General features: G+C 71.8%; 20 protein-coding genes. 11 read left to right on the forward strand and 9 right to left on the reverse strand.

Annotated features, from left to right (window positions below):
• Positions 1 to 48: 48 nt before the first annotated feature.
• The 3 genes from AB0959_RS16875 to AB0959_RS16885 all read right to left on the reverse strand — a co-directional run bounded on the left by AB0959_RS16875 (position 49) and on the right by AB0959_RS16885 (position 5,611).
• Positions 49 to 1,929 (reverse strand): nickel transporter, encoded by a 1,881-nt coding sequence (locus AB0959_RS16875; protein ID WP_366827160.1) that lies wholly within the window; start codon positions 1,927 to 1,929, stop codon positions 49 to 51.
• Positions 1,926 to 3,890: a tetratricopeptide repeat protein gene (locus AB0959_RS16880; RefSeq protein WP_366827161.1), complete on the reverse strand. Its 1,965-nt coding sequence runs from the start codon at positions 3,888 to 3,890 to the stop codon at positions 1,926 to 1,928. Before AB0959_RS16880 ends, AB0959_RS16875 begins: the two co-directional genes overlap by 4 nt.
• A gap of 188 nt (positions 3,891 to 4,078) precedes the next feature.
• Positions 4,079 to 5,611, reverse strand: a complete 1,533-nt coding sequence (locus tag AB0959_RS16885; RefSeq protein WP_366827162.1) for a DUF4331 domain-containing protein — start codon at positions 5,609 to 5,611, stop codon at positions 4,079 to 4,081.
• A gap of 241 nt (positions 5,612 to 5,852) precedes the next feature.
• Between AB0959_RS16885 and AB0959_RS16890 the strand changes: the two genes are divergently transcribed.
• From AB0959_RS16890 to AB0959_RS16900, 3 genes are all read left to right on the forward strand, one after another.
• The gene (locus tag AB0959_RS16890; RefSeq protein WP_366827163.1) at positions 5,853 to 6,395 is read left to right on the forward strand and encodes a sigma-70 family RNA polymerase sigma factor; all 543 of its coding nucleotides are present in this window, start codon (positions 5,853 to 5,855) and stop codon (positions 6,393 to 6,395) included.
• Positions 6,392 to 7,210 carry an anti-sigma factor gene (locus AB0959_RS16895; RefSeq protein ID WP_366827164.1) on the forward strand — a complete coding sequence of 273 codons (819 nt, stop codon included), beginning with the start codon at positions 6,392 to 6,394 and terminating at the stop codon, positions 7,208 to 7,210. Before AB0959_RS16890 ends, AB0959_RS16895 begins: the two co-directional genes overlap by 4 nt.
• A gap of 115 nt (positions 7,211 to 7,325) precedes the next feature.
• A complete protein-coding gene (locus AB0959_RS16900; RefSeq protein ID WP_366827165.1) occupies positions 7,326 to 7,589 on the forward strand; it encodes a hypothetical protein in 264 nt (87 codons plus the stop codon).
• A gap of 86 nt (positions 7,590 to 7,675) precedes the next feature.
• On the opposite strand, the gene AB0959_RS16905 is transcribed toward AB0959_RS16900, so the two are convergent.
• The 3 genes from AB0959_RS16905 to AB0959_RS16915 form a co-directional block, all read right to left on the reverse strand.
• Positions 7,676 to 8,872 (reverse strand): CaiB/BaiF CoA-transferase family protein, encoded by a 1,197-nt coding sequence (locus tag AB0959_RS16905; RefSeq protein WP_366827246.1) that lies wholly within the window; start codon positions 8,870 to 8,872, stop codon positions 7,676 to 7,678.
• 70 nt (positions 8,873 to 8,942) lie between these two features.
• Positions 8,943 to 9,722, reverse strand: coding sequence for an ABC transporter permease (locus tag AB0959_RS16910; protein ID WP_366827166.1), 780 nt, complete (start codon positions 9,720 to 9,722; stop codon positions 8,943 to 8,945).
• Positions 9,719 to 10,666, reverse strand: coding sequence for an ATP-binding cassette domain-containing protein (locus AB0959_RS16915; RefSeq protein WP_366827167.1), 948 nt, complete (start codon positions 10,664 to 10,666; stop codon positions 9,719 to 9,721). The genes AB0959_RS16910 and AB0959_RS16915 overlap by 4 nt, the downstream gene beginning before the upstream one ends.
• Before the next feature lie 63 nt (positions 10,667 to 10,729).
• On the opposite strand from AB0959_RS16915, the gene AB0959_RS16920 reads away from it, so the two are divergent.
• On the forward strand, positions 10,730 to 11,449 hold the full coding sequence (locus AB0959_RS16920; RefSeq protein WP_366827168.1) for a TetR/AcrR family transcriptional regulator: 720 nt from the start codon (positions 10,730 to 10,732) through the stop codon (positions 11,447 to 11,449).
• Positions 11,450 to 11,527: 78 nt separating this feature from the next.
• On the opposite strand, the gene AB0959_RS16925 is transcribed toward AB0959_RS16920, so the two are convergent.
• The 3 genes from AB0959_RS16925 to hmgA are packed head-to-tail and all read right to left on the reverse strand — an operon-like array spanning position 11,528 to position 14,854.
• Positions 11,528 to 12,718 (reverse strand): type ISP restriction/modification enzyme, encoded by a 1,191-nt coding sequence (locus AB0959_RS16925; RefSeq protein ID WP_366827169.1) that lies wholly within the window; start codon positions 12,716 to 12,718, stop codon positions 11,528 to 11,530.
• Positions 12,719 to 12,730: 12 nt separating this feature from the next.
• Complete coding sequence (locus AB0959_RS16930) at positions 12,731 to 13,480, reverse strand: GntR family transcriptional regulator (protein WP_366827170.1); 750 nt, start codon at positions 13,478 to 13,480, stop codon at positions 12,731 to 12,733.
• A 57-nt stretch (positions 13,481 to 13,537) separates the two neighbouring features.
• Entirely contained in the window at positions 13,538 to 14,854 is a 1,317-nt protein-coding gene (gene hmgA / locus AB0959_RS16935) for a homogentisate 1,2-dioxygenase (RefSeq protein WP_366827171.1), read from the reverse strand.
• Positions 14,855 to 15,107: 253 nt separating this feature from the next.
• Here hmgA and AB0959_RS16940 point away from each other — a divergent pair, with 253 nt between their 5' ends.
• From AB0959_RS16940 to AB0959_RS16970, 7 genes are all read left to right on the forward strand, one after another.
• Positions 15,108 to 15,722, forward strand: a complete 615-nt coding sequence (locus AB0959_RS16940; RefSeq protein WP_366827172.1) for a nuclear transport factor 2 family protein — start codon at positions 15,108 to 15,110, stop codon at positions 15,720 to 15,722.
• On the forward strand, positions 15,719 to 16,339 hold the full coding sequence (locus AB0959_RS16945; RefSeq protein ID WP_366827173.1) for a TetR/AcrR family transcriptional regulator: 621 nt from the start codon (positions 15,719 to 15,721) through the stop codon (positions 16,337 to 16,339). The genes AB0959_RS16940 and AB0959_RS16945 overlap by 4 nt, the downstream gene beginning before the upstream one ends.
• 109 nt (positions 16,340 to 16,448) lie before the next feature.
• Positions 16,449 to 18,716: a molybdopterin oxidoreductase family protein gene (locus tag AB0959_RS16950; protein WP_366827174.1), complete on the forward strand. Its 2,268-nt coding sequence runs from the start codon at positions 16,449 to 16,451 to the stop codon at positions 18,714 to 18,716.
• A 122-nt stretch (positions 18,717 to 18,838) separates the two neighbouring features.
• Positions 18,839 to 20,332 carry a CitMHS family transporter gene (locus AB0959_RS16955; RefSeq protein WP_366827175.1) on the forward strand — a complete coding sequence of 498 codons (1,494 nt, stop codon included), beginning with the start codon at positions 18,839 to 18,841 and terminating at the stop codon, positions 20,330 to 20,332.
• Positions 20,333 to 20,383: 51 nt separating this feature from the next.
• Positions 20,384 to 21,628 carry an MFS transporter gene (locus AB0959_RS16960; RefSeq protein ID WP_366827247.1) on the forward strand — a complete coding sequence of 415 codons (1,245 nt, stop codon included), beginning with the start codon at positions 20,384 to 20,386 and terminating at the stop codon, positions 21,626 to 21,628.
• Between the two features lie 102 nt (positions 21,629 to 21,730).
• On the forward strand, positions 21,731 to 22,696 hold the full coding sequence (locus AB0959_RS16965; RefSeq protein ID WP_366827250.1) for a hypothetical protein: 966 nt from the start codon (positions 21,731 to 21,733) through the stop codon (positions 22,694 to 22,696).
• Positions 22,683 to 23,378, forward strand: coding sequence for a class F sortase (locus AB0959_RS16970; protein ID WP_366827176.1), 696 nt, complete (start codon positions 22,683 to 22,685; stop codon positions 23,376 to 23,378). Before AB0959_RS16965 ends, AB0959_RS16970 begins: the two co-directional genes overlap by 14 nt.

Here is a 23,378-nt window from a genome sequence, read left to right on the forward strand (position 1 = left end):
GCATCAGTGCGATTGCTCCACTCCGCGTTATATCTCCCCAAAAGTAGCTCAGCCGAGTACGGATGCCGCCCCCTTGAGTACCAATCCGGCCCCCAGGGCGAGGACGACGAGCGCCGACACCAGGGGCAGGGTCCTGCGCACCAGCGCGACGGCCGGACCGCCGGCCAGCCGGGGGCGCCGGTCCAGCAGCCGCGTCATCCCGTCGCCCGTCCGGACGACGGCGAACCCGACGCCCGTCAGCGTGAGCGCCAGGCCGACGCCGAAGGCGAGGACGAGGACCAGACCGAACCACGCCTTGCCCAGCGCGGCGGCGCCCACGAGCACGACCACCGCCGAGGGACTGGGCACGAGCCCGCCCGCGAAACCGAGCAGGATCGTGCCGCGCACGGTGGGGGCCACGGGGTGGCTGTGGGTGAAGCCGCCGTGGGTGTGGGTGATGGTGCCGCCGAAGAGGGTGCGCTTGGTGTCGTGTGCGGGGGCGTGCTGGTGGTCGTGCTTGTGACCCTTGCCGTGGTCGCGGTCGTGGCTGTGCTTGTGGTCGTGGTCGTGCGTGTGGTCGTGGTCGTGGTCGTGATGATGGGCCGTCGCGTGTGTGTGACCCGGCGTGGAGGAGTGCGCGAGAGCGCGAGTCTTGGGCGGGGCGTGCTCGTGGGTGTGGCTCTCGCCGTCCGCGTGGGCGTGGGCGAGCACCAGGGCGCGCTCCGGCTCGGGGGTGGGGGCGTGCTCGTGCGTGTGGGTGTGCGTGTCCCCGTGGTTGTGCTCGTGGTCGTGCGCGTGGCCGTGGTCGTGCTCGTGCCCATGGTCGTGGTCGTGCGCGTGGCCGTGGTCGTGCTCGTGCCCATGGTCGTGGTCGTGCGTGTGCCCGTGGGAGCCGTGATCGTGTGCCTGCTCCCGCATGAGTTTCCGGTTGAGCAGTGCACGGCGTACGAGGCTCACGCCCGCCGCCATCACGAGGAGACCGCTCGCGACGCCGAGCCACGTGATCACGGACGGCGCGGCGGACGACCCGGCGGCGATCAGCAGGCCGAGGGCGACCACGCCGAGGGTGTGGGTGATCGTCACCGAGACGATCATGGGCAGGACATCGCGGAACGTGGCGTTGCCGCGCGCCGCGGCGGTCGCGGCCATGATCGTCTTGCCGTGACCGGGGGCCATCGCGTGCATCGCCCCGAGGAACACGGCGATGCCGAGGGCCAGCGCCGCGAAACCGACGGTCAGGTCCTGACGGGCCACCAGGTCGTCGAGCGCCTTGGTCCAGCGGTCCGCGCCACGCGGCAGGATCGAGGCGCCGGGCGCGTCGTCCTCGGCCGTGGCCAGCGCCGGTCCACCCGGGCGCACCTTCAGGGACGCCGAAGCGGTGTCCTCCGGCGAGGACAGCAACTCCTTCGGATAGCTGGTCAGTTGCCGGGACACGGACTTCTCGGGCACGTCCGAGGCCGTCAGCGTCATCCGGTCGCCCTGGGCGGTCACCTCGCGCCAGCCCGGGCCGGAGTCCACGGCGGCGTGGAAACGCACCGAGGTCGCCCGGTCGGGGAGGGGAGCGGTGAGCCGGCACTCCACGCGCAGGGTCTTGAGTCCGGCCTGTCCGGGCCGTTCCTCGGCGCTGCTCGACCCCACGGTCAGCGCCACGTCCTCGCCGCCGACCGTGACCTCGCTGCCCCGGGCGGCCGTCGCGCAGCGCGCCTCGGCCCACTTCTCCATGCCCTGCTTCTTGATGGCGGGCTCGGCCTGGGTCGCCGGGATCTCCGCCAGGTCCTCGACGTGGAGGACGCGCAGTGTGCCGGAGGAGGCGACGAGACCGTCGTACCGGTTGACGGTGAAGTTGCCGAGGGGGTGCGCGCTCGCGGCCCCGGCGGGGAGCAGCACGAGCGCGCAGACGGCCAGGAGGACAGCCGTGCAGGAGGCGAACACACGCCGAGGGAACGTCACTTGGCCGCCTCCAGAGCCTTGAGCGCCTTACGGGCCTTCTCCGCGCCCAGCGTGGAGAAGCCGGAGTTGAGGTCGAGCGCCGCCTTCAGCGAACGCCGGGCCGCCTCGTCGTCGCCCGTGGCCCGCTCGATCATCCCGCGGTGGTAGAGGAACGTCGCGTCCTTGTAGCCGGTGGCCGCCGCGCGGCGTGCGTACGGCATGGCCTCGTCGCTGCGGCCGTTGACGTGCAGCGCCCAGGCGAGCGCGTCCGCCGTGTGGACCGTCTGCCGGAGCTTCCACTCGGCCCGGGCCGCGCGCAGGGCCGCCTTGCGGTCGCCGTGGTCGGCGTCGGCGAGCGCGGTGTCGAGGTCGGCGTTCACGCCGTTGGCGCGGGCGATCGAGGTCCACGCGTCCACCAGCCGGTACTGGTCGCGGGCCTTCGTCTTGTCGCCCTCCACCTCGTACAGCTCGCCGAGTTCGACGAGAGGCCCCGGCAGCGGGTAGCTCGCGACGACCTTCTCCAGGGTCCTGATCGCGCCGTTCCGGTCGCCGCTCGCGGCCTCGGCGCGGGCGCGGCCCTCCAGGGCGGGGAGGTACTCGTCGTCGGCGGCCAGCGCCCGCGCGTAGTGGTTGAGCGCCCCCTTGTAGTCGCCCTGCTTCCAGGCGAGTTGTCCGAGCTGGGTGGCCACGTACGCGATGTCGCCGCGTCCCATCGCCGAGTCGAGGGCCTGCTTCAGGACCCGCTCGGCGGTCTTCGTGTCGCCGCGCAGCTCGTGCACGTACGCGTACCGGGTGAAGACCGGGATGCCGGGGCGCCGGTCGTCCGCCAGGTCGGCGGCCTTCGAGGCGTCGTCGTAGCGGCCGAGCTCCACCAGGGCGTCGATCCGGGTCGACAACGCCCGTTCGCTGTACGGGTTCTGCTCCAGCGCCTGGTCGGCGTGGCTGAGGGCGCCCTTGAAGTCGTGGCGGGCCGCGGCGAGCGCGGCCTGTCCGGCGAGCGCAGGGTCGTTGTCCGGGTGCAGGTCCAGGGAGCGCTTCAGGGCCTTCTGGGCCTGGGGGTAGCGGGCGGGGTCGCCCTTGGTGCGAGCCTGCTCCACGTAGGCGAGGCCCAGCGTGGCCCAGGAGACGTAGTCCTTCGGCTGGGCGCGGAGATGGCTCTGGAGCGTGGTGACGTTCGCGTCGAGGTCCCCTCCGCCGAGCATCTGCGCCGTGAGAGCGGGGGAGTTCGACGTGCTCACCGGCTGCTCGTCGCGGTGGCCGAGCGCGATGGCCCCGGAGGTGATCGCGACGGCCAGCGCGGCGGCACACGCGGCAAGCCGCAGCACCCGCCCCCGCGCCGACTCGCCGACCATCCGCCCGGCCTCGCCACCACCGGACCGGCCGCTGCCGCCGGGCTGGCTGCCGCCGTCGCGTTCGCGGGTGGTTCCGGGGCGGCCGTTGTCGTCGGTCGCGCGGGTGGCTTGGGGGCGTCCGTGGCTGCCGCCGTCGCGTTCGCGGGTGGTTCCGGGGCGGCTGTCGCCGTCGCCGTCGCCGTCGCGTTCGCGGGTGATTTCGGGTCGGCCGTTGTCGTCGGTCGCGCGGGTCGCTTGGGCATCGCCGCGGTCATCGGCCGGGCGGGCGACCTCCGTCTCGCCGATGGCGCCGAGTGCACCACCGGTTTCGGGTGCCTGTGCGGCTACGGATACCTGCCCGCTTTCGGGTGCCTGACGGGCTACGGGTGCGCTGTCGGCGTCGGGTGCGTCCCCGGCTTGGGATGCGCCGCCGGCACGAGCCGCAGCTTCGGTGCCGGATGTGTTCCCGGCACCGCGTACGCCCCCGGCATCGGATGCGCCTCCAGCACGGGGTGAGCCCTCGGCATCGGATGCGCCCCCGGCATCGGGCGCTCCCTCGGCGTCGGACGCGCCCCCGGCAGGGGTGAGGGCATGCGTGTCCTCGTCCCGGCGCTCGCCCTCCGGCGCGCTCTCGTTCGTACGCGGGGACATGCCCTCTCCTCAGGTTCCGTGACGGGAAGTTCGTGGTGACCGAGTGGTGACCGACGGGCGGCGCGACCCGCGCCGTGGGGGATGGATACGTGCGGGCCGCGCCAGTTCGGGAGCCGGACCGTTCAGCGGGTCCGGTGCGGGACCGGGCCGCTCACCGGCCCGGTCCGGGTTTCCGGTCCGGGGACCGGTCAGTAGTACGCCCGCTCGTTCTGCCGGCGGCGCCACCAGAACAGGCCGGTGGCGATGAGCAGGAAGCCACCCGCGCCGCCCGCCGCGGAAGTGGCGATCAGCACGGTGTTGTCCCCGCCGACGCCCGCGGCGGTCACGCCGTCACCGAGCCCGCTGCGCACGCTGTCCGTGGTGTTGCCCTTGACCGTCTTGCCGCGCGAACCGGCCGTCGGCAGGCCGATGTACGGGAAGTAGTTGCCGAACTTCTTGTCGTTCTTGTCGACCGCGTCGCCCAGGTCGTTCTTGGCACCCAGCAACTCGCCCTCGACGACCTGCAGCGCGATGTCGATCACGTCGTCGGTGAGCCGGCGTCCGTTCGGGAAGCCCTGGGTGTCACCGTCGAGCACACCGAGCCGCTTCGGCTTCTTGGTCGGCTTGATGGAGGTGTTGAGGCGCAGCTGCTCCGACGGGGTGACGTACGGCGGCTGGTTGAGGTCCTTGACGCCCTTGAGGAAGACGTCGACCAGGTCGTTGCGCGGCTCGTCGGGGGCCTTGATCTTGTAGATCGCCTCGATGAGCTTCGGCAGTTCCGGTTCGGTGACGTTCTTCAGGAACTGGGCGTCGTCCACCGGCGAGGACGCGTTGAAGGTGTCCTTGTCCTTGATCGGGTTGACGACCTCGTTGACCAGCGGCATGCCCAGGCGCGAGACCTGGTGGAACTGCCCGTCGGCGCCCTTGCGCTGGGTCGTCGACCAGATGCCGGTGACCGGCTGGTCGTGCGACTCGATGATCGCCTCGCTCGGCACCTGCAGGGCGATCGAGTTGACGTTGTACTGCTTGAGCGTGTCCCGCCCGACCTCGGAGAGGTCACCGCCGTACAGCAGGTCGAAGACACGCAGGTCAGCGAAGAACGGGTCGTCGGCCTGACCGGCGAACGTCGTCACTCCGCTCGCGGTCTTGTAGACGGCGTCGTCGCGCAGCTTCTTGAAGTCCGGCATCGACGCCTTGCCGACGTTCGACGGCGCCACGTACACGTCGTCCGCGAGCTTCGTCTTCTTCACCGCGCGCCGGTCCTTGAGCTGGATGAGCTCGATGTCGTACGACTGCGTGATGTTGAGGTCCTTGTCGTCGAGGCTCTCGACGACACCCGTGTTGTACAGGAAGCTCTTGTCGTTCTTGGTGTCCGTGTCGAACGTGTAGCGGAAGATCAGGTCTTCCTGCGCGTCGCCGTCCTTGTCGACGCGGATGTCGTACTGGGCATCCTCGGCGAACTGGTAGAAGTTCGGGCCGCCCGCGGGCTCCTCCATGGGGATCCAGTTCGCCACGATCGTCGTCGTGTCCGGCTTGTCCGGGCTCACGAACGCGTACAGGTCCGTGTTGTCGAACTGGGGCTGCCCCGAGATGAGAGGGGCCTCCCGGTGACTGGAGGCGGAGGCCGCCCCGGGGGCCAGCGCGGCCACACCGGCGGCTGTGAGCCCTCCGGCGGCCAGCGCGCCACAGACGAGGGTCGCGATGCTCCTGCGCCCCGCGCCGCTCCTGGAAGTACTTGTCATGCCGTCCGTCATGCCGTCCGTCCTCTGTCCCAACTTGCCTGACGAACGCCATTCGGAGCGGTCGGCAGGGCGGATTGGTCGAATCTCAAACGTTCTTACGGAGCGTTTGAAATCTTGTTTCACCGGAGGGCGGTCGAGTTTTCGGCGAGCCTGATCCGTACCCCATCCGGAGGTGGGTTCGTTGCGAATGCCTTACGCGAGGGGATGGCCGTGCGGTGCGGCCGGAGCAGAGGGGGAGCGAGTGGAGGCGGACGAGCTTCTGGTCCGGGTGGCCGGAGGTGAACAGAAGGCATTCGAGGAGCTGTACGGCCTGGTGTCCGGCCCCGTGTTCGGGTTAGTCCGCCGGGTCGTGCGCGACCCGGCCCAGTCGGAGGAGGTGGCGCAGGAGGTGCTGCTGGAACTGTGGCGCTCCGCTGCCCGGTTCGACCCCGGCCGGGGCAGCGCGATGTCCTGGATCCTCACGCTCGCCCATCGCCGTGCCGTCGACCGGGTGCGCAGCGCCCGCGCGGCCACCGAACGCGAGCAGCGGGAGGGCATGAGGGCCCATCACCCCGCGTTCGACCAGGTCGCCGAGGAGGTGGAGGCCGGTCTGGAGCGCGAGTGGGTACGCCACTGTCTGGAGCGGCTCACCAGTCTGCAGCGTCAGTCGGTCACGCTCGCCTACTACGACGGGTACACATATCGTGAAGTCGCTGAACAACTGTCCCTGCCGCTCGGCACGGTCAAGACCCGCATGCGTGACGGCCTGACCCGGCTGCGCGAGTGCCTGGGAGGTGTGGCATGAGTCTGTTCGGCAGGCGGTCCAAGCGGGACCTGCACTCGCTCGCCGCGCCCTACGCGCTCGACGCGCTGGAGCCCGGCGAGCGCGTGCGGTTCGAGAAGCACCTCAGGACGTGCGACCGGTGTACGGCGGAGGTGCGGGCGCTGTCCGAGGACGCGGTGCGCCTCGCGTGGTCGACGGCGGCTCCGGCTCCGCTCGCGATGCGCGACCGGGTTCTCGCCGCCGTACGCAACATCCCGCAGGAGGCTCCGCCCCGGGGTTCCGCCCCCGCGCGCGCCACTCATCTGCCGGCCCACGTGTGGGGCACCGAACCGCCACCGCCCCCGCACCGGGCTCGCCGCACGCGCCCCCTCTTCGTGCCGCTGGCCACCGCCACGGCCGCCGCGGCGCTCGTCGTGGCCTCTCTCTTCGCGGTGCAGGCGACGCGCACCCAGGACCAACTGGACGCGGCACGGGCCCAGTCACGTGAGATCGCCAACATTCTCACCGCCCCCGACGCCCGGGCGACCAGTGAACGGGACGCCCGGGGGAGAGGAATCGGAGTGATCGCCTCCGCCAAGGAGGGGCGCGCCATCGTCACCCTGAGCGGGCTCGGCGATCTGCCGAGCGGCCGGGTGCACCAGCTCTGGCTCATGCGCCCCGACCTGCAACCGCGTTCCCTGGGCCTGTTCCAGGGCGACACGCCCTTGGTCACGAGCGGAATGACCGACGACGCGACGTCACTCGCGGTGACCGTCGAGCCGGATGGGGGATCGGTACAGCCAACCAGTCAGCCAATTGCCCAACTCGCCCTGGAATCTGTCGGATTCGGAGAGTAATCGTCAAAGTCCTTACGGGGTAGGTGAATCCTGTGACCGAGATACACGCGTGCCCCGTGAGGGCGATAGGGTTACCCTGCCCGGGCCGGGTGGACTCGTACGGGTGGGGAGTGACATGGAACAGATAACAGCGCGCAGGGCGCGAGTCCCTGCGATCACCTGCGGGAGCAGCGCGACCAGTTCGCGCCTCGACCGCCATCTCTCGGTGCTGGGCGGCCCTGCCGTGCCACAGCGTGAGGCGGCCGAGGCGACGTCACTGATGCGCGAGCTCACCGCACGCGAACCGCACGAGCGGGGCGGCAAGGGCAACCGCATGAGCCGGGTCTCCCTCTTCGCGCCGCTGCGCCGGTTGCGCCGCACGCTGTTCGGCGGCCGCTGAGCACAGCGGGCTCCCGTAAGGAGCCCACTCACCAAGGCTCATCGCACGGAGCCCCGCTCCTTCAGGGCTCACCGCGAGGCCCGCGCTCAGGCGGCCACGCCGTCCCGGCGTAGCGCTGCGATCTCGTCGTCCGTCATCCCCACGGCACGCAGCAGCGTCACGGTGTGTTCCCCGAGCGCGGGCACGGCCCCCATCCGTGCCGTGTCCCCGCCCGGCAGCGTGATCGGGGGCAGCAGCGCCTTCAGTGGCCCGACCGGCGTACCCACCTCCCGCCACCGCTCCCGGGCCGCCAACTGCGGGTGCTCCGCCACCTCGTGCAGGTCCCTGAGGCGCGCGCAGGCGATCCCGGCCGCCTCCAGCCGGGCCATCGCCTCATCCGTGTCGAGCGCGCCCAGGGCCTTGGCGACCAACTCGTCCGTACGTTCCCGGCGTTCGACGCGCGCCGCGTTCGTGGCGAACGCCGGCTCGGTCCCGAGCTCCGGCCGCTGGAGCACCTGTGCGGCCAGCCGCCGCCACTCCCGGTCGTTCTGCACCGACAGCAGAACCCGCCCGCCGTCCGCCGTGGCGTAGGCGTCGTACGGGGCGATGACGGCGTGACCGAGGCCCGTCCGCGCCGGGGGAGTTCCGCCGTGCATCGTGTGGTGCAGCGGATGCCCCATCCACTCGGCGAGCGCCTCCAGCAGGGACACCTCCACCGGACCGCCCCGCCCGGTCGTCCCACGCCGCACGAGCGCCGCGAGCACCCCCGAGAACGCGTACATGGCCGCCGCGATGTCCGCCGCCGGGATGCCCGCCTTCACCGGCTGCTGAGGCGTCCCCGTCACCGACACCAGCCCCGCCTCGCACTGCACGAGCATGTCGTACGCCCGCTTGTCCGCGTACGGCCCCGACGACCCGTACCCCGAGATGTCCACCGCGACCAGCCGCGGGTGCGCGGCGCACAGTGTGGCCGCGTCCAGGCCGAGCCGGGCCGCCGCGCCCTGAGCGAGGTTCTGCACGAAGACGTCCGCGTCCGCCACGAGCCGCCGTACGACGTCCAGGCCCCGCGGATCCTTCAGGTCCAGCGCGATGGACTCCTTGCCCCGGTTGCACCACACGAAGTGCGAGGCGAGACCGCCCGCAGCCGTGTCGTACCCGCGCGCGAAGTCCCCGCCGTCCACTCGCTCGACCTTGATCACGCGGGCGCCGAGGTCGGCGAGCTGCCGGGTGGCGAAAGGAGCGGCGACGGCCTGCTCGACGGCGACGACGGTGATGCCCTCCAGGGGCAGCGGGAGACGCTCCATGGGGTTCATGGGATGGATCATGTCCGCCGCCCGGGGCTTTGTCAGCAGGGACGCTCACCAGTGAGGACACTCACTCACCGCGCGCGTACCGGCGTACGGCGAGCGGCGCGCACACGCCGATCAGCAGCGCGCACCACATCAGCGACCCGGCGACGGGGTGGGCCACCGGCCAGGCGGCGTCCTGCGGCACCGGGGCGTTCCCGAAGAGGTCCCGCACCGCCGTGGCCACCGCGCTGATCGGGTTCCACTCGGCGAGGGTGCGCAGCCAGCCGGGCATACCGTCGGTGGGGATGTACGCGTTGGACAGCAGCGGCAGCATGAAGGTGGCGCCGCCCAGCTGCCCGGCGGCCTCCTCGCTCCGCGAGGCGAGCCCGAGCAGGATGCCGACCCAGGTGGCGGCGAAGCGGAAGAGCAGCAACAGGCCGAACGCGCCCGCCGCGGCAGGCCATCCGCCCTCGACCCGCCAGCCCATCGCGACCCCTACCAGCAGCAGCGGAACGAGACCGGCCGCGGTCATCAGCAGATCGGCCACCGCCTGGCCGGCCGGGACGGCCGAGCGGCTCATCGGCAGCGTACGGAACCGGTCCGTCACGCCGCGGTGCACGTCCTGGGCGGCGCCGAACATCCCCGTCATGACGCCGTTCGCGACGGTCGCCACCAGCATCCCCGGGACGAGGAACGCGCGGTACTCCGCACCCGGCATGGCGAGGGCGCTGCCGAAGACGTATCCGAAGAACAGCAGGAACACGATCGGCATCGTCTGCGTCATGACCGTGATCGCGGGCGCGTGCCGGATCCGCTGGAGGTTGCGGACCAGGACCGCCGCGCCGTCGACGACCGGTGTGCTCATGTCACGGACTCCTTCCGGGTGGTGAGGCGCAGGAAGACCTCGTCGAGGGTGGGCGGGCGCAGGGTCGCGTCGACGACCGGCACCCGGCCGGCGTCGAGTTCGCGGACGATACGGGGGAGGGTGAGCCGCGGGTCCAGCACGACCGCGCCGGCGGTGCGCCGCTCACGGTCGAGCACCGGCTCCGCGCCGGTCAGCTGGTCGAGGACCACGGCGGCCGCGTGCAGCGCGGGCTCGCCGCCCTCCAGGGCGACGACCACCTCGGCGTAACTGCCGATCCGCGCCTTGAGCCCCTCCGGGGTGCCCTGGTGCGCGGCCCTGCCCTCGTCGATCAGCACGATGTCGTCGGCCAGCTGATCGGCCTCCTCCAGGTACTGCGTGGTCAGCAGCACGGTCGTCCCGTCGCGCGCCAGCTCCCGTACGGCGTCCCAGATGTCGTTCCTGCTGTGCGGGTCGAGCCCGGTGGTCGGCTCGTCCAGGAACAGCACGGCGGGCCGGGTGACGAGACCGGCGGCGAGGTCGAGCCGGCGCCGCATGCCACCGGAGTAGGTGCGCGCGGGACGGTCCGCGGCCTCGGTCAGCCCGAACCGCTCCAGCAGCTCGTCGGCCCGCGAGCGCGGCGCGCGCAGCAGACGGGCGAACAGGCGCAGGTTCTCGGCGCCGGTGAGGTCGCCGTCGACCGAGGCGTACTGCCCGGTGACCGCGATGCCGCGGCGGACGGCCGCGGCCTCGCGCACCACGTCGTGCCCGGCCACCCGGGCCGTCCCGGCGTCCGGGGCCAGCAGGGTGGTCAGGACCCGGACGGCGGTCGTCTTCCCCGCGCCGTTCCGCCCGAGCAGTCCGCAGACCGTGCCCTGAGGGACCGCCAGGTCCAGCCCGCGCAGCGCGCGGACGTCACGGAAGCGTTTCTCCAGACCTTCACTAAGTACAGCGTACGTAGTAGTCATGAGTCGACCATACCTCACTACGTACGGCGTACGTAACTAGGATGGTGGGCGAGGTGATGATCCATGGCGGGCCGAGCGGCCGAACCCGAGGTGATCTGGGCACGCCCCGAGCGTGCGGGCCGCGGCCCGAAACCCGCGTACAGCCGTGCCGACATCGCGGCGGCGGCCGTCCGCATCGCCGACGCGGACGGCCTCGACGCGGTGTCCATGCGCCGCGTGGCCGCCGAGATCGGTTGCGGCACCATGTCCCTGTACAACTACGTGCCGCGCAAGGAGGACCTGTACGAGCTGATGGTCGACCTGGTCAGCGGCGAGTACGACCTGTCCCGCGGGCCCAGCGGCGACTGGCGCGCGGACATGCTGGACCTCGCCCGCCAGGCCCGCGGCATCATGCGTCGCCACCCCTGGGTGATCCGCGTGATGTCGAGCGTCTACGGCGTCAGCCCCAACGCCCTGCGCTGCCTCGACCACTGCCTCGCCTGCCTGGAAGGCCTCGGTGTGCCGCCCGGCACGAAGCTGGAGCTGTTCGGGATGGTCAACGGGTCGGTCATGGTGTTCGTCGCCAACGAGTTGGCCATCGCCGAGAGGACGCGCTCCGTGCCGTGGTCCGCGGAGCGGGAGCAGGCCGTGCGGGAGGCGTACATGAGGGGGCAGGTCATGACGGGGGACTATCCGCATCTGGCGGCGCTGTTCGCGGAGGGGGTGGCGCCGGTGGATGACGCGGAGGGGGCGTTCGAGCGGTTGCTGGGCAGGGTTTTGGACGGGTTCGCGCCGCGGGGGTGAGGTTTGTTTCCGGGTGCGGGTTTGTTGTGGTTGCTCGCGCAGTTCCCCGCGCCCCTTTCAGGGGCGTGTCCCTCGCCCTCAGATCAATGTGAACTGGCCTTCCGGGCCCTCTTCGTGGTGGTCCAGGACCGAGGCTGGTTTGCGGGCCGTGTCCGGTACCGGCAACACGTGCGCCTTGCGGAGCTCCGTCGCCGTGATCGGTGTCTCCGCCGTCAATCCCGCGTGCTCCGGCCGGAGTTCCGCCAGCAGCGCCAGTACCGTCACCAGTTCCAGCAGCTCCGACGTCCACGGCTGCGGCCATGACGTCGGGCGTACCGCCTCCAGCGTGCCCGGCTCAGCCCGTTCCGTGCGGCGGGTGAACCACGCCTCCAGGACCCTGACACCGCCCACATGGAAGTCCCAGGCCTCGGCGGGAACGGGGGAGATGCGGCCCTCGCCGGTCAGCAGGGCCTCCTCCTCGCGGTCGTAGAGGAGTTCGAGGGGGCGGGCGGGGAGCGGGGCGCGGACGTAGGGGCGGCGGCCGCCGGGGAGTTTGGGACGTTCGCCGTCGCGGCGCATCAGCCACAGCGTCCGGCGCCCCCGTTCCACACCCCGCGCCCAGACTTCGGGGTCGGCCGTGAGCGGGACCTCGATTCCGTCGGCGCCGGGGCGGGCGGCGGTGAGGATCCAGGCGAGGACGTCCGCCGGGGCGGGGGAGTGGCCCAGATGGCCGGCGAGGTGGTCCCGCAGGCCCGGTGCCAGGTTCGGTTCCTGGCCGCCGGGCCGCCGGTACAGGGGGCGGACGCGGCCGGGGCGCGGGCCGTGCGGGGGGTTCAGCGGCAGCACGGACGAGACCAGGAGGACCGGGCCGGAGGAGTCGGGCGCGACGGTCTGTTCGACGGTGAACACCTGCTGCCCGTCCGCCACCCGCCACAACTCCGGACGCGCGGAGTCGATCAGCCGGTGGTCCGGGATGAGCCAGTGCTCGTCGAAGGGCGCCAGGAGGACCCGTACGGGGTCGGGGCACGGTCCCGACTCCCGGGCCAGCCGTCCCGTGCCGCTGGACTGGCCCGGCAGTTGGGCCACGGCCGAGTGCGGGGTGCGGGAGCGGGTGGGCTCGAACAGGGCCTCGCGGTCGGGCTCCTCGGCTTTCACGAGGGTGTCCCAGCGGGCTTTCAGGGAGGCCGCGTCGGGGGCCGTCGGCCACCTCCGGCCCAGCCGCGGCGGGGCGACGGACCACGGCATGAGGTCCGCCAGGAGCGGAGCGTCGTCGTGCGTCACGCTGGGCATCGTACGGCCTCGTCAGTGGGCGTCGAGAGTGACCGTGAAGGAGAAGCGGTCACCGCGGTAGTGGATCACCGCCACGTCCAGCACCCGGCCGTCACCGTCGTAGGTCACGCCCGTGTAGTGCAGGATCGGGCTGAGCAGCGGCACATGGAGCAGACGCGCCGTCTCGGGGTCGGCCAGCCGGGCCTCCACGGTGTCGGTGATGCGGCCGATGTCCGCGCCCACGACGTCCCTGAGGACCTTCGTCATGGGCCAGCGGACCAGGTCGTCGTGGTCGATGCGTGCGGCGAGTTCGGGGCGGACGTGGTTGCGGGCGTGGTTCGTCGGCTCGCCCGTCGTCTCGTCGCCGCGCAGACGGTGGTACGTCGCCACCTCGGTCAGGTCGGGGAAGTGCTCGGACAGTTCGGGGGGAACAGGCGACTTCCCGTGGTCCAGCAGCTCCGTCGTCATCCCCGACTGCTGCGCCACGATCGCGTCCACCGAGCCCAGCAGCCGTACGGGGGCGCCGCGCTGTGCGCTCGGCTCGATGAACGTGCCGCGCCGGCGGTGCCGGGTGATCAGCCCCTCGTCCTCCAGCTCCTTCAGCGCCTGCCGCATGGTCAGCACGCTCACCCCGTAGTGCCCGGCGAGCTGCTCCTCGGTCGGCAGGCGCAGCGGGTCCCGGGGCGAACGGCCGAGGATCGAGGCGCGCAGGGACTGCGAGACCTGGTACCAGAGCGGCAGTTTGCGGTTCAGGACGATCGAGTCCGGGGCGAAGGAGGTCACGACGGTATCCGTACCGGTCGAGGGTGCCGGTGTGCAACGGGCGGACAGGGCCCAGGGTCAGCCGCCCGCGCGGAAGTGACGCTCCAGGCCCGACCACACGTCGTCGTACGCCTGTTGCAGGTGCCCGGCCCGAGCCGCCTGGGCCGTGGCGGTCACCGGCCAGCGGGTCTCGAACATGAACGCCAGCCCGTCGTCGATCTTCTGTGGCCGCAGCTCGGCGGCGCTCGCCCGGTCGAACGTCTCCCGGTCCGGGCCGTGGGCCGACATCATGTTGTGCAGCGAGCCGCCGCCCGGCACGAAGCCTTCCGCCTTGGCGTCGTACGCGCCCTCGATGAGCCCCATGTACTCGCTCATCACGTTCCGGTGGAAGTACGGCGGACGGAACGTGTCCTCGCCCACCAGCCAGCGCGGCGCGAAGACGACGAAGTCCACGCCGGCCAGCCCGGGGGTGTCGCTCGGCGAGGTCAGCACCGTGAAGATCGACGGGTCGGGGTGGTCGTAGCTGATGGTGCCGATCACATTGAAACGGCGCAGATCGTAGACGTATGGCACATGGTTGCCGTGCCAGGCCACCACATCGAGGGGCGAGTGGTCGTACGTGGCCGTCCAGAGGTTCCCGCAGAACTTGTTCACCACCTCCACCGGGCCCTCGACGTCCTCGTACGCGGCGACGGGTGCCTGGAAGTCCCGTGCGCCCGCGAGGCCGTTGGCACCGATGGGGCCCAGGTCGGGAAGGCTGAACGGGGCTCCATAGTTCTCGCACACATAGCCACGGGCGGAGTCGTCCAACAGCTCCACACGGAAGCGCACCCCACGGGGGATCAACGCGATGTGGGAGGGTTCCACATGGAGTCGACCGAACTCGGTGTGCAGCAGCAGCCCGCCGCGCTCGGGGACGATCAGCAGCTCGCCGTCGGCGTCACTGAAGACGCGGTCCATGGAGGAATTGGCGTGATACAAGTGCGCCGCCATACCGGTGCGCTGCGTCGCGTCTCCGTTGCCGCCGAGGGTCCACAGGCCGCCGAGGAAGTCGGTGCCCTCGGGCGGCTGGGGCAGCGGGTTCCAGCGCAGCCGGTTCGGGTCGGGCACCGTCTCGGTGAAGGGGGCCGTACGGATCGTGCCGTTGTCCGCGCGCGTGAATGCGGGGTGCGCGGCCGACGGGCGGATCCGGTACAGCCAGGAGCGGCGGTTGTGCGCCCGCGGCTCGGTGAACGCCGTGCCGCTGAGCTGCTCCGCGTACAGCCCCAGCGGGGCGCGCTGGGGCGAGTTGCGGCCGACGGGCAGCGCGCCCGTGACCGCCTCCGAGCTGTGCTCGTTCCCGAAGCCGGAGAGGTAGGTCAGGTTCTCCGCGGTCTTCCGTGCGTCCCCGCTCATGATCGCTCCCTCGCGCCCTTCATTCCTATGCTTCACCGTAGGATTCAGTCCGGTGGGGCGCAAGAGGAGATCCTCGCCACGGGTCCGGGTCCGGGTCCGGGTCGGTGCGGTTCCGGCGCCGGGGGGCACGGGAGCCGCGGGAGCGCTGCCCCGCCGGCGCCCGGCCGTCGAAGATCGGCCAAGACGGCCGTCGTACCCAAGAACCCGACTTCAGGGGGATCCGACTGTCAGAGGGGTGCTCTAGTCTCCCCGCATGTCGTGGACGCGCGGAGGTCTCGCCGCGCTCGCGGTCTGTGCCCTCCTCGGCCTCGTGGCGGGCTGCGGCGAGGGCGGCGCGCGGGAGCAGGGGACAGGAGTGTCGGCGTCACCCGTGGGCACGGTGCTGGGCGACACGGACGAGAAGGGACGGCACTACCGTGAGATCGACGAGAAGGGCGCACCGGAGGTCGGCGTCCAGGTTCAGCCGGACGCCGACGACGGCTGGGACGTCACGCTGAGCGTCCGCAACTTCCGTTTCTCGCCCACCGGGGTGAAGCCGGTGGCCGTGGCCGGCCGTGGCGTCGCCGTCCTCTACCTCGACGGCTGCGTCCTCGCCCGGCTGCGTAACCCCGAGTACCGCCTCCCCGGTGACCTCGTCCCCCGCGGCACCCACCCGCTCACCGCGCGCCTGTACGCCGACGACCACACCGTGTGGTCCGTCGACGGCAAGCCCGTCGAGAGCACGGCGGACATCACGGAGTCGGAGCCCGATCCGGGACCGACCGCGAGCGGCCCGGAGACCGGGGTGAGCGGGAGCGGAGCCCCGGACCGTACTGAAGGGCGTACCTGTACGGGACGCTCGTCGCACTCTTCCGGAAAGGCACCATGAAGCCCGTGTCCCAAGCGACCTCGCTGCGCCGCGCCCCGGTGCAGCGCCGCAGCGCCGAAAGACTGACCAGGATCCTCGACGCCTGCGCCGACCTGCTCGACGAGGCGGGCTACGACGCCCTGAGCACCCGCGCCGTCGCCCTGCGTGCGGGCGTGCCCATCGGATCGGTCTACCGGTTCTTCGGCAACAAGCGGGCGATGGCCGACGCCCTCGCCGAGCGCAACCTCGACCGCTTCACCGAGCGCGTCACCGAGCGGCTGCGCCACACGGACGGGGAAGCGGGCTGGCGCACGGCCATGGACACCGTCCTCGACGAGTACCTCGACATGAAGCGCACCGCCCCCGGTTTCGCCCTCGTCGACTTCGGCAACCAGATCCCCGTCGGTGCCCGCCACGCCGAGCCCAACACGCGCGTCGCGGACCGCCTCAGCCAGCTCCTCTCCGGCTACATCGACCGCACGCCGGACGAGGACCTGCGCCGCACCTTCCTGGTCGCCGTGGAAACCGCGGACACCCTCGTCCACCTCGCCTTCCGTGTCTCCCCGGAGGGCGACGAGCGGATCATCCAGGAAGCGCGGGAGCTGCTGCGGGCCTATCTGGGCCGGGTGCTGGACTGACCCGGCCGATCCGGGGACTCCCCGAGATGCATACCGGTCGGTATGCTCGGTCGCACTCGTGCCCCGTCGCCGTAGAGCGCGCCGTCGCAGCCGCACCCCGGGAGGACCCGTGTCCCGTACCACCGACACCACCGCGGAAGCCCGCACCGCCCTGCGGATATGCCCCCTCTGCGAGGCCACCTGCGGCCTGACCCTCACCATCGAGGGCACCCGGGTGACCCGGGCGCGCGGGGACCGGGACGACGTGTTCAGCAAGGGGTTCATCTGCCCGAAGGGGGCCTCGTTCGGGCAGGCCGACGGGGACCCGGACCGGCTGCGCACCCCGCTGGTCCGCGAGGACGGGGAGCTGCGCGAGGCCACGTGGGAGGAGGCGTTCGACGCCGTCGCCGCGGGGCTGCGGCCGGTCGTCGAGACGCACGGACCGAACGCCGTCGGCGTCGTCCTCGGCAACCCGAACGTGCACACCATGGCCGGCGCCCTCTACCCGACCGTCCTCCTCGCGGGCCTCGGCACCCGCAGCATCTTCACGGCCTCCACGGTCGACCAGATGCCCAAGCACGTCTCCAGCGGACTGCTGTACGGCGACGCGAACGCCATCCCCGTACCCGACCTCGACCGCACCGACCACCTGCTGCTCCTCGGCGCCAACCCCCTGGAGTCCAACGGCAGTCTGTGCACCGCCGCCGACTTCCCCGGCAAGCTGAAGGCGCTCAAGGCACGCGGGGGCACCCTCACCGTCGTCGACCCCCGCCGCACCCGTACCGCGCAGCTCGCCGACCGGCACGTCGCCGTCCGGCCGGGCACGGACGCGCTGCTGCTCGCGGCCATGGCGCACGTCCTCTTCGAGGAGAAGCTCGCCGACCTCGGGGAGCTCGCCCCGCATGTGCTGGGTGCCGATGAACTCGCCGCAGCGGTACAGGACTTCACGCCCGAGGCAGTCGCCGACGCGTGCGACGTGGACGCGGACACCATCCGCGCCCTCGCCCGCGAGCTGGCCGCCGCGCCAACTGCCGCCGTCTACGGGCGCATCGGCAGCTGCACCGTCCCCCACGGCACCCTCGCCAGCTGGCTCGTCGACGTGCTGAACATCCTCACCGGCAACCTCGACCGGCCCGGCGGAGCCCTCTTCCCGCTGTCCGCCACCGACAGGACGCCCCGGCCCGCCGGACCCGGCCACGGGTTCCAACTCGGGCGCTGGCGCAGCCGGGTGAGCGGACACCCGGAGGCGAAGGGCGAGGTGCCGCTGTCCGCCCTCGCCGAGGAGATCGACACCGCGACCGACGAGGGCACGCCCGTGCGCGCCGTCATCGCCGTCGCCGCCAACCCGGTCCTGTCCGCCCCCGACGGCGACCGCCTCGACAAGGCCCTCGGCTCGCTCGACTTCATGGTCAGCGTCGACCCGTACCTGAACGAGACCTCGCGGCACGCGGACGTGATCCTGCCCCCGCCGCCGCCCTCGCAGGCCCCGCACTTCGACTTCGCGTTCAACACCTTCGCCGTGCGCAACCAGGTCCGCTACAGCCCCGCCGCCGTTCCCCTGGAGGACGGCCGGATGCCCGAGACCGAGATCCTGGCACGGCTGGTCCTCGCCGCGACCGGCATGCACGGCGCCGATCCGTCGGCGGTGGACGCCATGGTCGTCGACCAGACGCTGGGCAAGGCCGTCAAGGAGGCCCACTCGCCCGTGCACGGACGGGACCCGCGCGAGCTCGCCGCCGCGCTCACCGGGGACACCGGACCCGAACGCCGGCTCGACATGATGCTGCGCCTCGGCCCGTACGGCGACGGCTTCGGCGTACGACCCGACGGGCTGAACCTGGCCAGGCTGCTCGCCCACCCGCACGGCATCGACCTCGGACCCCTTCAGCCGCGGTTGCCACAGCCGCTGAAGACCCGCAGCGGCAAGGTCGAGTTGCTGCCACAGCCCATCGCCGACGACCTGCCCCGGCTGCGGCAGGCGCTGCGGGAGCGCCAGGACGGGCTCGTGCTCGTCGGGCGCCGGCATCTGCGCTCCAACAACAGCTGGCTGCACAACGTGCCCGCCCTCACCGGCGGCACGAACCGCTGCACGCTGCACCTCCACCCCGACGACGCCGAACGCCTCGGGATCGCCGACGGGGACGCCGTGCGCGTCAAGGGCGCCGGGGGAGAGGTCACCGCTCCGGTCGAGGTCACCGACGGTATACGGCGCGGTGTCGTCAGCCTCCCGCACGGCTGGGGACACGACCGTCCCGGCACCCGCATGAGCCATGCCGCGCTCGACCCCGGCGTCAACGTGAACCAGCTCCTCGACGGCTCCCAACTCGACCCGTTGTCGGGCAACGCGGTGCTCAATGGCGTGCCCGTGGATATCGCGCCAGCAGGCACAACGCTGTGACCTGGAGTTTTGCGCTTATTGCTCTCATGTCAACGTCTTGTTAAGACTTGTTGACGCGCCCTAACGTCGCTCCAACCGCCGGCCCTGGTGGCTGTTCAAGGGCGAACGTTAGGTACCCACTTATGCTCACGATTCTCGGCTTCGCCATGATCGCGACCTTCCTGGTCCTGATCATGATGAAGAAGATGTCGCCGATCGCGTCACTCGTACTGATCCCCGCGCTCTTCTGCGTCTTCGTCGGAAAGGGGGCGAAGCTCGGCGACTACGTCATCGAGGGGGTGGGCAACCTCGCGCCCACCGCCGCGATGCTGATGTTCGCCATCGTCTACTTCGGCCTCATGATCGACGTCGGCCTCTTCGACCCGATCGTCCGGGGGATCCTGAAGTTCTGCAAGGCCGACCCGCTGCGCATCGTCATCGGTACGGCCGTGCTCGCCGCGATCGTGTCGCTCGACGGTGACGGTTCGACCACCTTCATGATCACGGTCTCGGCGATGTACCCGCTGTACAAGCGCCTGAAGATGAGCCTGGTCGTGATGACCGGTGTCGCCGCCACCGCCAACGGCGTGATGAACACCCTGCCCTGGGGCGGTCCGACGGCCCGTGCGGCCACCGCGCTCAAGCTCGACGCGGGCGACATCTTCGTCCCGATGATCCCCGCCCTCGCCGTCGGCCTGGTCTTCGTGATCGTCCTCTCGTACTTCCTCGGTCTGCGCGAGCGCAAGCGCCTCGGTGTGCTGAGCCTGGACGACGTCCTGGAGCAGGGGAAGATCGTCAAGGACGGCGAGGACGGCAAGGGCGCCGAGGGCGAGAAGCAGGAGACGTCCGAGACGGTGCTCGTCGGCGCGGGTGCCTCCGGCGGCAAGGGCGGCGACAAGGCCCGTACGGCGAAGACGACCGGCGGCGCGGGCTCCGGCACCGACGCGGACGCCGACTCCGACAGTGACTCCGACGACGACCACGAGGACGTCCGGCTCCAGGGCCTGGACCCCAACCGTCCCACCCTGCGCCCGAAGCTGTACTGGTTCAACGCGCTGCTCACGGTGGCCCTGCTCACCGCGATGATCATGGAGTGGCTGCCGATCCCGGTGCTGTTCATCCTCGGTGCCGCGCTCGCGCTGACCGTCAACTTCCCGCGCATTCCGGACCAGAGGGCCCGGCTCGCGGCCCACGCCGACAACGTCCTCAACGTCTCCGGCATGGTCTTCGCCGCCGCCGTCTTCACCGGCGTCCTGCAGGGCACCGGCATGGTCGACTCCATGGCCAAGTGGATCGTCGACAGCATCCCGGCCGGCATGGGTCCGCACATGGCCCTCGTCACCGGCTTCCTCAGCCTGCCGCTCACGTACTTCATGTCCAACGACGGTTTCTACTTCGGTGTCCTGCCGGTGCTCGCCGAGGCCGGTGCCGCGCACGGGGTGTCGCCGCTGGAGATCGCCCGCGCCTCGCTCGTCGGCCAGCCGCTGCACATGTCGAGCCCGCTGGTCCCGGCCGTGTACGTGCTCGTCGGTATGGCCAAGGTCGAGTTCGGCGACCACACGAAGTTCGTGGTCAAGTGGGCCGCGATCACCTCGCTGATCATCCTCGGCGCGGGCATCGTGTTCGGCATCATCTGAGCCCCGCGGGGCAGTTGAGTGAAGTAAGAACCTTCGAGGAGGACCGTGTTCGTGAGGCCCGGTGGGAACCGCGGCTGGCTGCTCCGCCTCGTCATCGCCTTCAGCTTCGCGCAGGGGGCGGTGTCGATGGCCCGGCCCGCCGTGTCCTACCGGGCCCTCGCGCTGGGCGCCGACGAGCGCGCGGTCGGTGTGATCGCGGGGGTCTACGCCCTGCTCCCGCTGTTCGCCGCCGTACCGCTGGGCCGCCGCACCGACCACGGGCGGTGTGCGCCGCTGCTGCCCGTCGGCGTCGTCCTCATCTCCGGGGGCTGTGTGTTCAGCGGTCTCGCCGACTCGCTGCTCGCGATGGCCGCCTGGAGCGGGGTGATGGGGCTCGGGCACCTGTCGTTCGTCATCGGCGCCCAGTCGATCGTCGCCCGCCAGTCCGCGCCGCACGAACAGGACCGCAACTTCGGCCACTTCACGATCGGCGCCTCCCTCGGCCAGCTGGTCGGGCCGATCGCCGCGGGCGCCCTGATCGGCGGCCCGGACAGGGCGGGCACGAGCGCGCTCGCCCTGCTCGTGGCGGGGGCGGGCGCCGCGGTGGCGTTCACCTCGCTGTGGCGCATCGAGCACCGTACGGCCCCCAAGTCCCGTACGGCACAAGGTGACCGGGTTCCCGTCCACCGCATACTGCGCACCCGGGGCGTACCCGCGGGCATCTTCATCAGCCTCTCCGTGCTGTCCGCGACCGACGTCCTCACCGCCTACCTGCCGGTGGTCGGCGAGGAACGCGGTATCGCGCCGTCCGTGATCGGCCTGCTGCTCAGCCTGCGCGCGGCGGCCACCATCGCCTGCCGGCTCGTCATGACGCCGATGCTGCGGCTGCTCGGCAGGACCGCGCTGCTCACCGTGACCTGCCTCGTGGGGGCCGTGCTGTGCGCGGGGATCGCGCTGCCGGTGCCGGTGTGGGTGCTCGCCGCGGTGCTCGCCGCCCTCGGGTTCTGTCTCGGGGTCGGCCAGCCGCTGTCCATGACGACGGTCGTGCAGGCCGCGCCGGACGGCGCGCGCTCCACCGCCCTCGCACTGCGGCTGACGGGCAACCGGCTCGGTCAGGTCGCCGCGCCCGGCGCCGCGGGTCTGGTCGCCGGTGTCGCCGGGGTCGCCGCGCCGTTCGTCATGCTGGGTGCGCTGTTGCTGCTGTCCTCGGGGATAGCCTTGCGCTCGCCCGCCAGGCCCGAGCGAGGGCGGGACGGGGACGGGTCCGGCGGGGCCAGGGGAACCGGGGCGTCCTTGGGCCGGAAGAGCGAAATCTGACGGGCAGTGAAGCGCGGCGCCGACATCGGCCGTCGTGGATGTGACAAAGAGTCAGTCGAAAGCCGATTTGTGTGACTATCACCTGACTCTCGGAGGTCTCGCATGCCCACCTCGTCGTCCCTCACACGCCGCGCGGGCGCGCGCCCGGGTGTCGCGGCCCTCGCGGCGCTGACCGTGGCGGGAACCGCGTTCTTCGTCGCACCGACCGCCGTCGCGGCTCCCGGCGACCGCGGCGACATCAAGATCCGCATGACGGACACGGACGCCGTCCCCCAGGCCGGCCGGCCGAAGGTCTGCGAGTTCTACCTGGAGGCCGTCAACTTCGAGTCGGCCCAGGGCATCTCGTGGGCCATCGAACGGCAGCCGGCGAAGCCCGGTTCCGCCCAGCTCTCGGGGCGCGTCCTGCTCACCGACGGAGCGGGGCGCACGGACGACAACCTGGCGCTTCCCGAGGCGCAGTACAAGATCACCTGGCGGGTGGACGGCGGCACGGGCGCCGGGAAGCAGAAGCCCTTCAAGATCGACTGCACCCGCGAGGCGCCGGCCAGCGCACACGCGCCGGGCGGTGCGCCGGAAACAGTTCCCAACGACGGACCCAACGGCGATCGGAACGCCGCGCCGGGCGGTGTACCGAACGCCGTGACCGACGACGGGGCGGCCGCCGAGCCCCACAGCGGCCCGAACGCCGCGCCCCGCGGCGATGCGAACGCCGAGCCGCGCAGCGGAGCGAACGCGGAGCCCGGGACGGGCGCCGAGCCGGGGAAGGACGCCCAGCCGGGGAAGGGCGCCGAGCTCAACAGTGGCGTGAATGCCGAGTCCAACGCCGAGGTCAACGCCGAGCCCGAGCGCAACAGCGAGCCCAACGCCGAAGCCGCCGACGAGTCGAACGGCGAACGCAAGAGCGAGGCGAACACCGAGCCGAACGGTGGGCCCCCGGCCGGCGGCGGCGGTCTCGCGCAGGAGCAGGACTTCGCACCGGTCGCGGGCGCGGCGGCAGTGGGCCTCGCCGCGGTCGCCGGAGCCGCGTACTTCGGGCTGCGCCGCCGTCGCTCCGATGGCGCCGCGTAGGGGCACTCCGAGGCCCTGGTACCGGACGCGCGCCTACCGCCTGACGCGGACGATCGTGGTGACCGTCTCTCTGGTGGTGGGCGGCGTCTGGTGGGCTCAGGACGAGCCCGCAGACCCCGCCGGGGCCCGGACCGACGCGCGCGGTGTCGGGGCATCGCGCGCGCCGGCGCCCCGGCGGTCGCCCTCCGGCGCGTCGCCCCAACTGCTGCCGCGGGCCCGCGCGACGCTCCTCACCGTCCCCTACCTCGGCATCCAGGCCCCCCTCGTCGGGCTCCGCCTCGACGGCCGGGGCCGGTTGACGGCACCACCGGTGAACGATCCCAAGGCGGCCGGCTGGTACGAGGACGGCCCCGCGCCCGGTGGGTCCGGCACGGTGGTCGTCGTCGGCCACCGCGACACCAAGACGGGTCCCGCCGTCTTCGCCGCACTGCACGAGCTCCAGACCGGCCGCATCGTGGGTGTCCGGCGCGTGGACGGCCTCACCGCCGTCTACACCGTGTACGCCGTGCGGACGTACGAGAAGGCGCACTTCCCCAACCAGGAGGTCTACGGCCCCCGGAACCGCCCGGAGCTGCGTCTGATCACCTGTGGCGGCCGCTACGACCGGAAGACCGGCTACGCGAGCAACATCGTGGTCTTCGCCAACCTGACCGCCACGAAGGGGCCGTCGGACTCCGCGTGA

This window comes from Streptomyces sp. NPDC046862 (assembly GCF_040704615.1).
GTDB lineage: Bacteria > Actinomycetota > Actinomycetes > Streptomycetales > Streptomycetaceae > Streptomyces.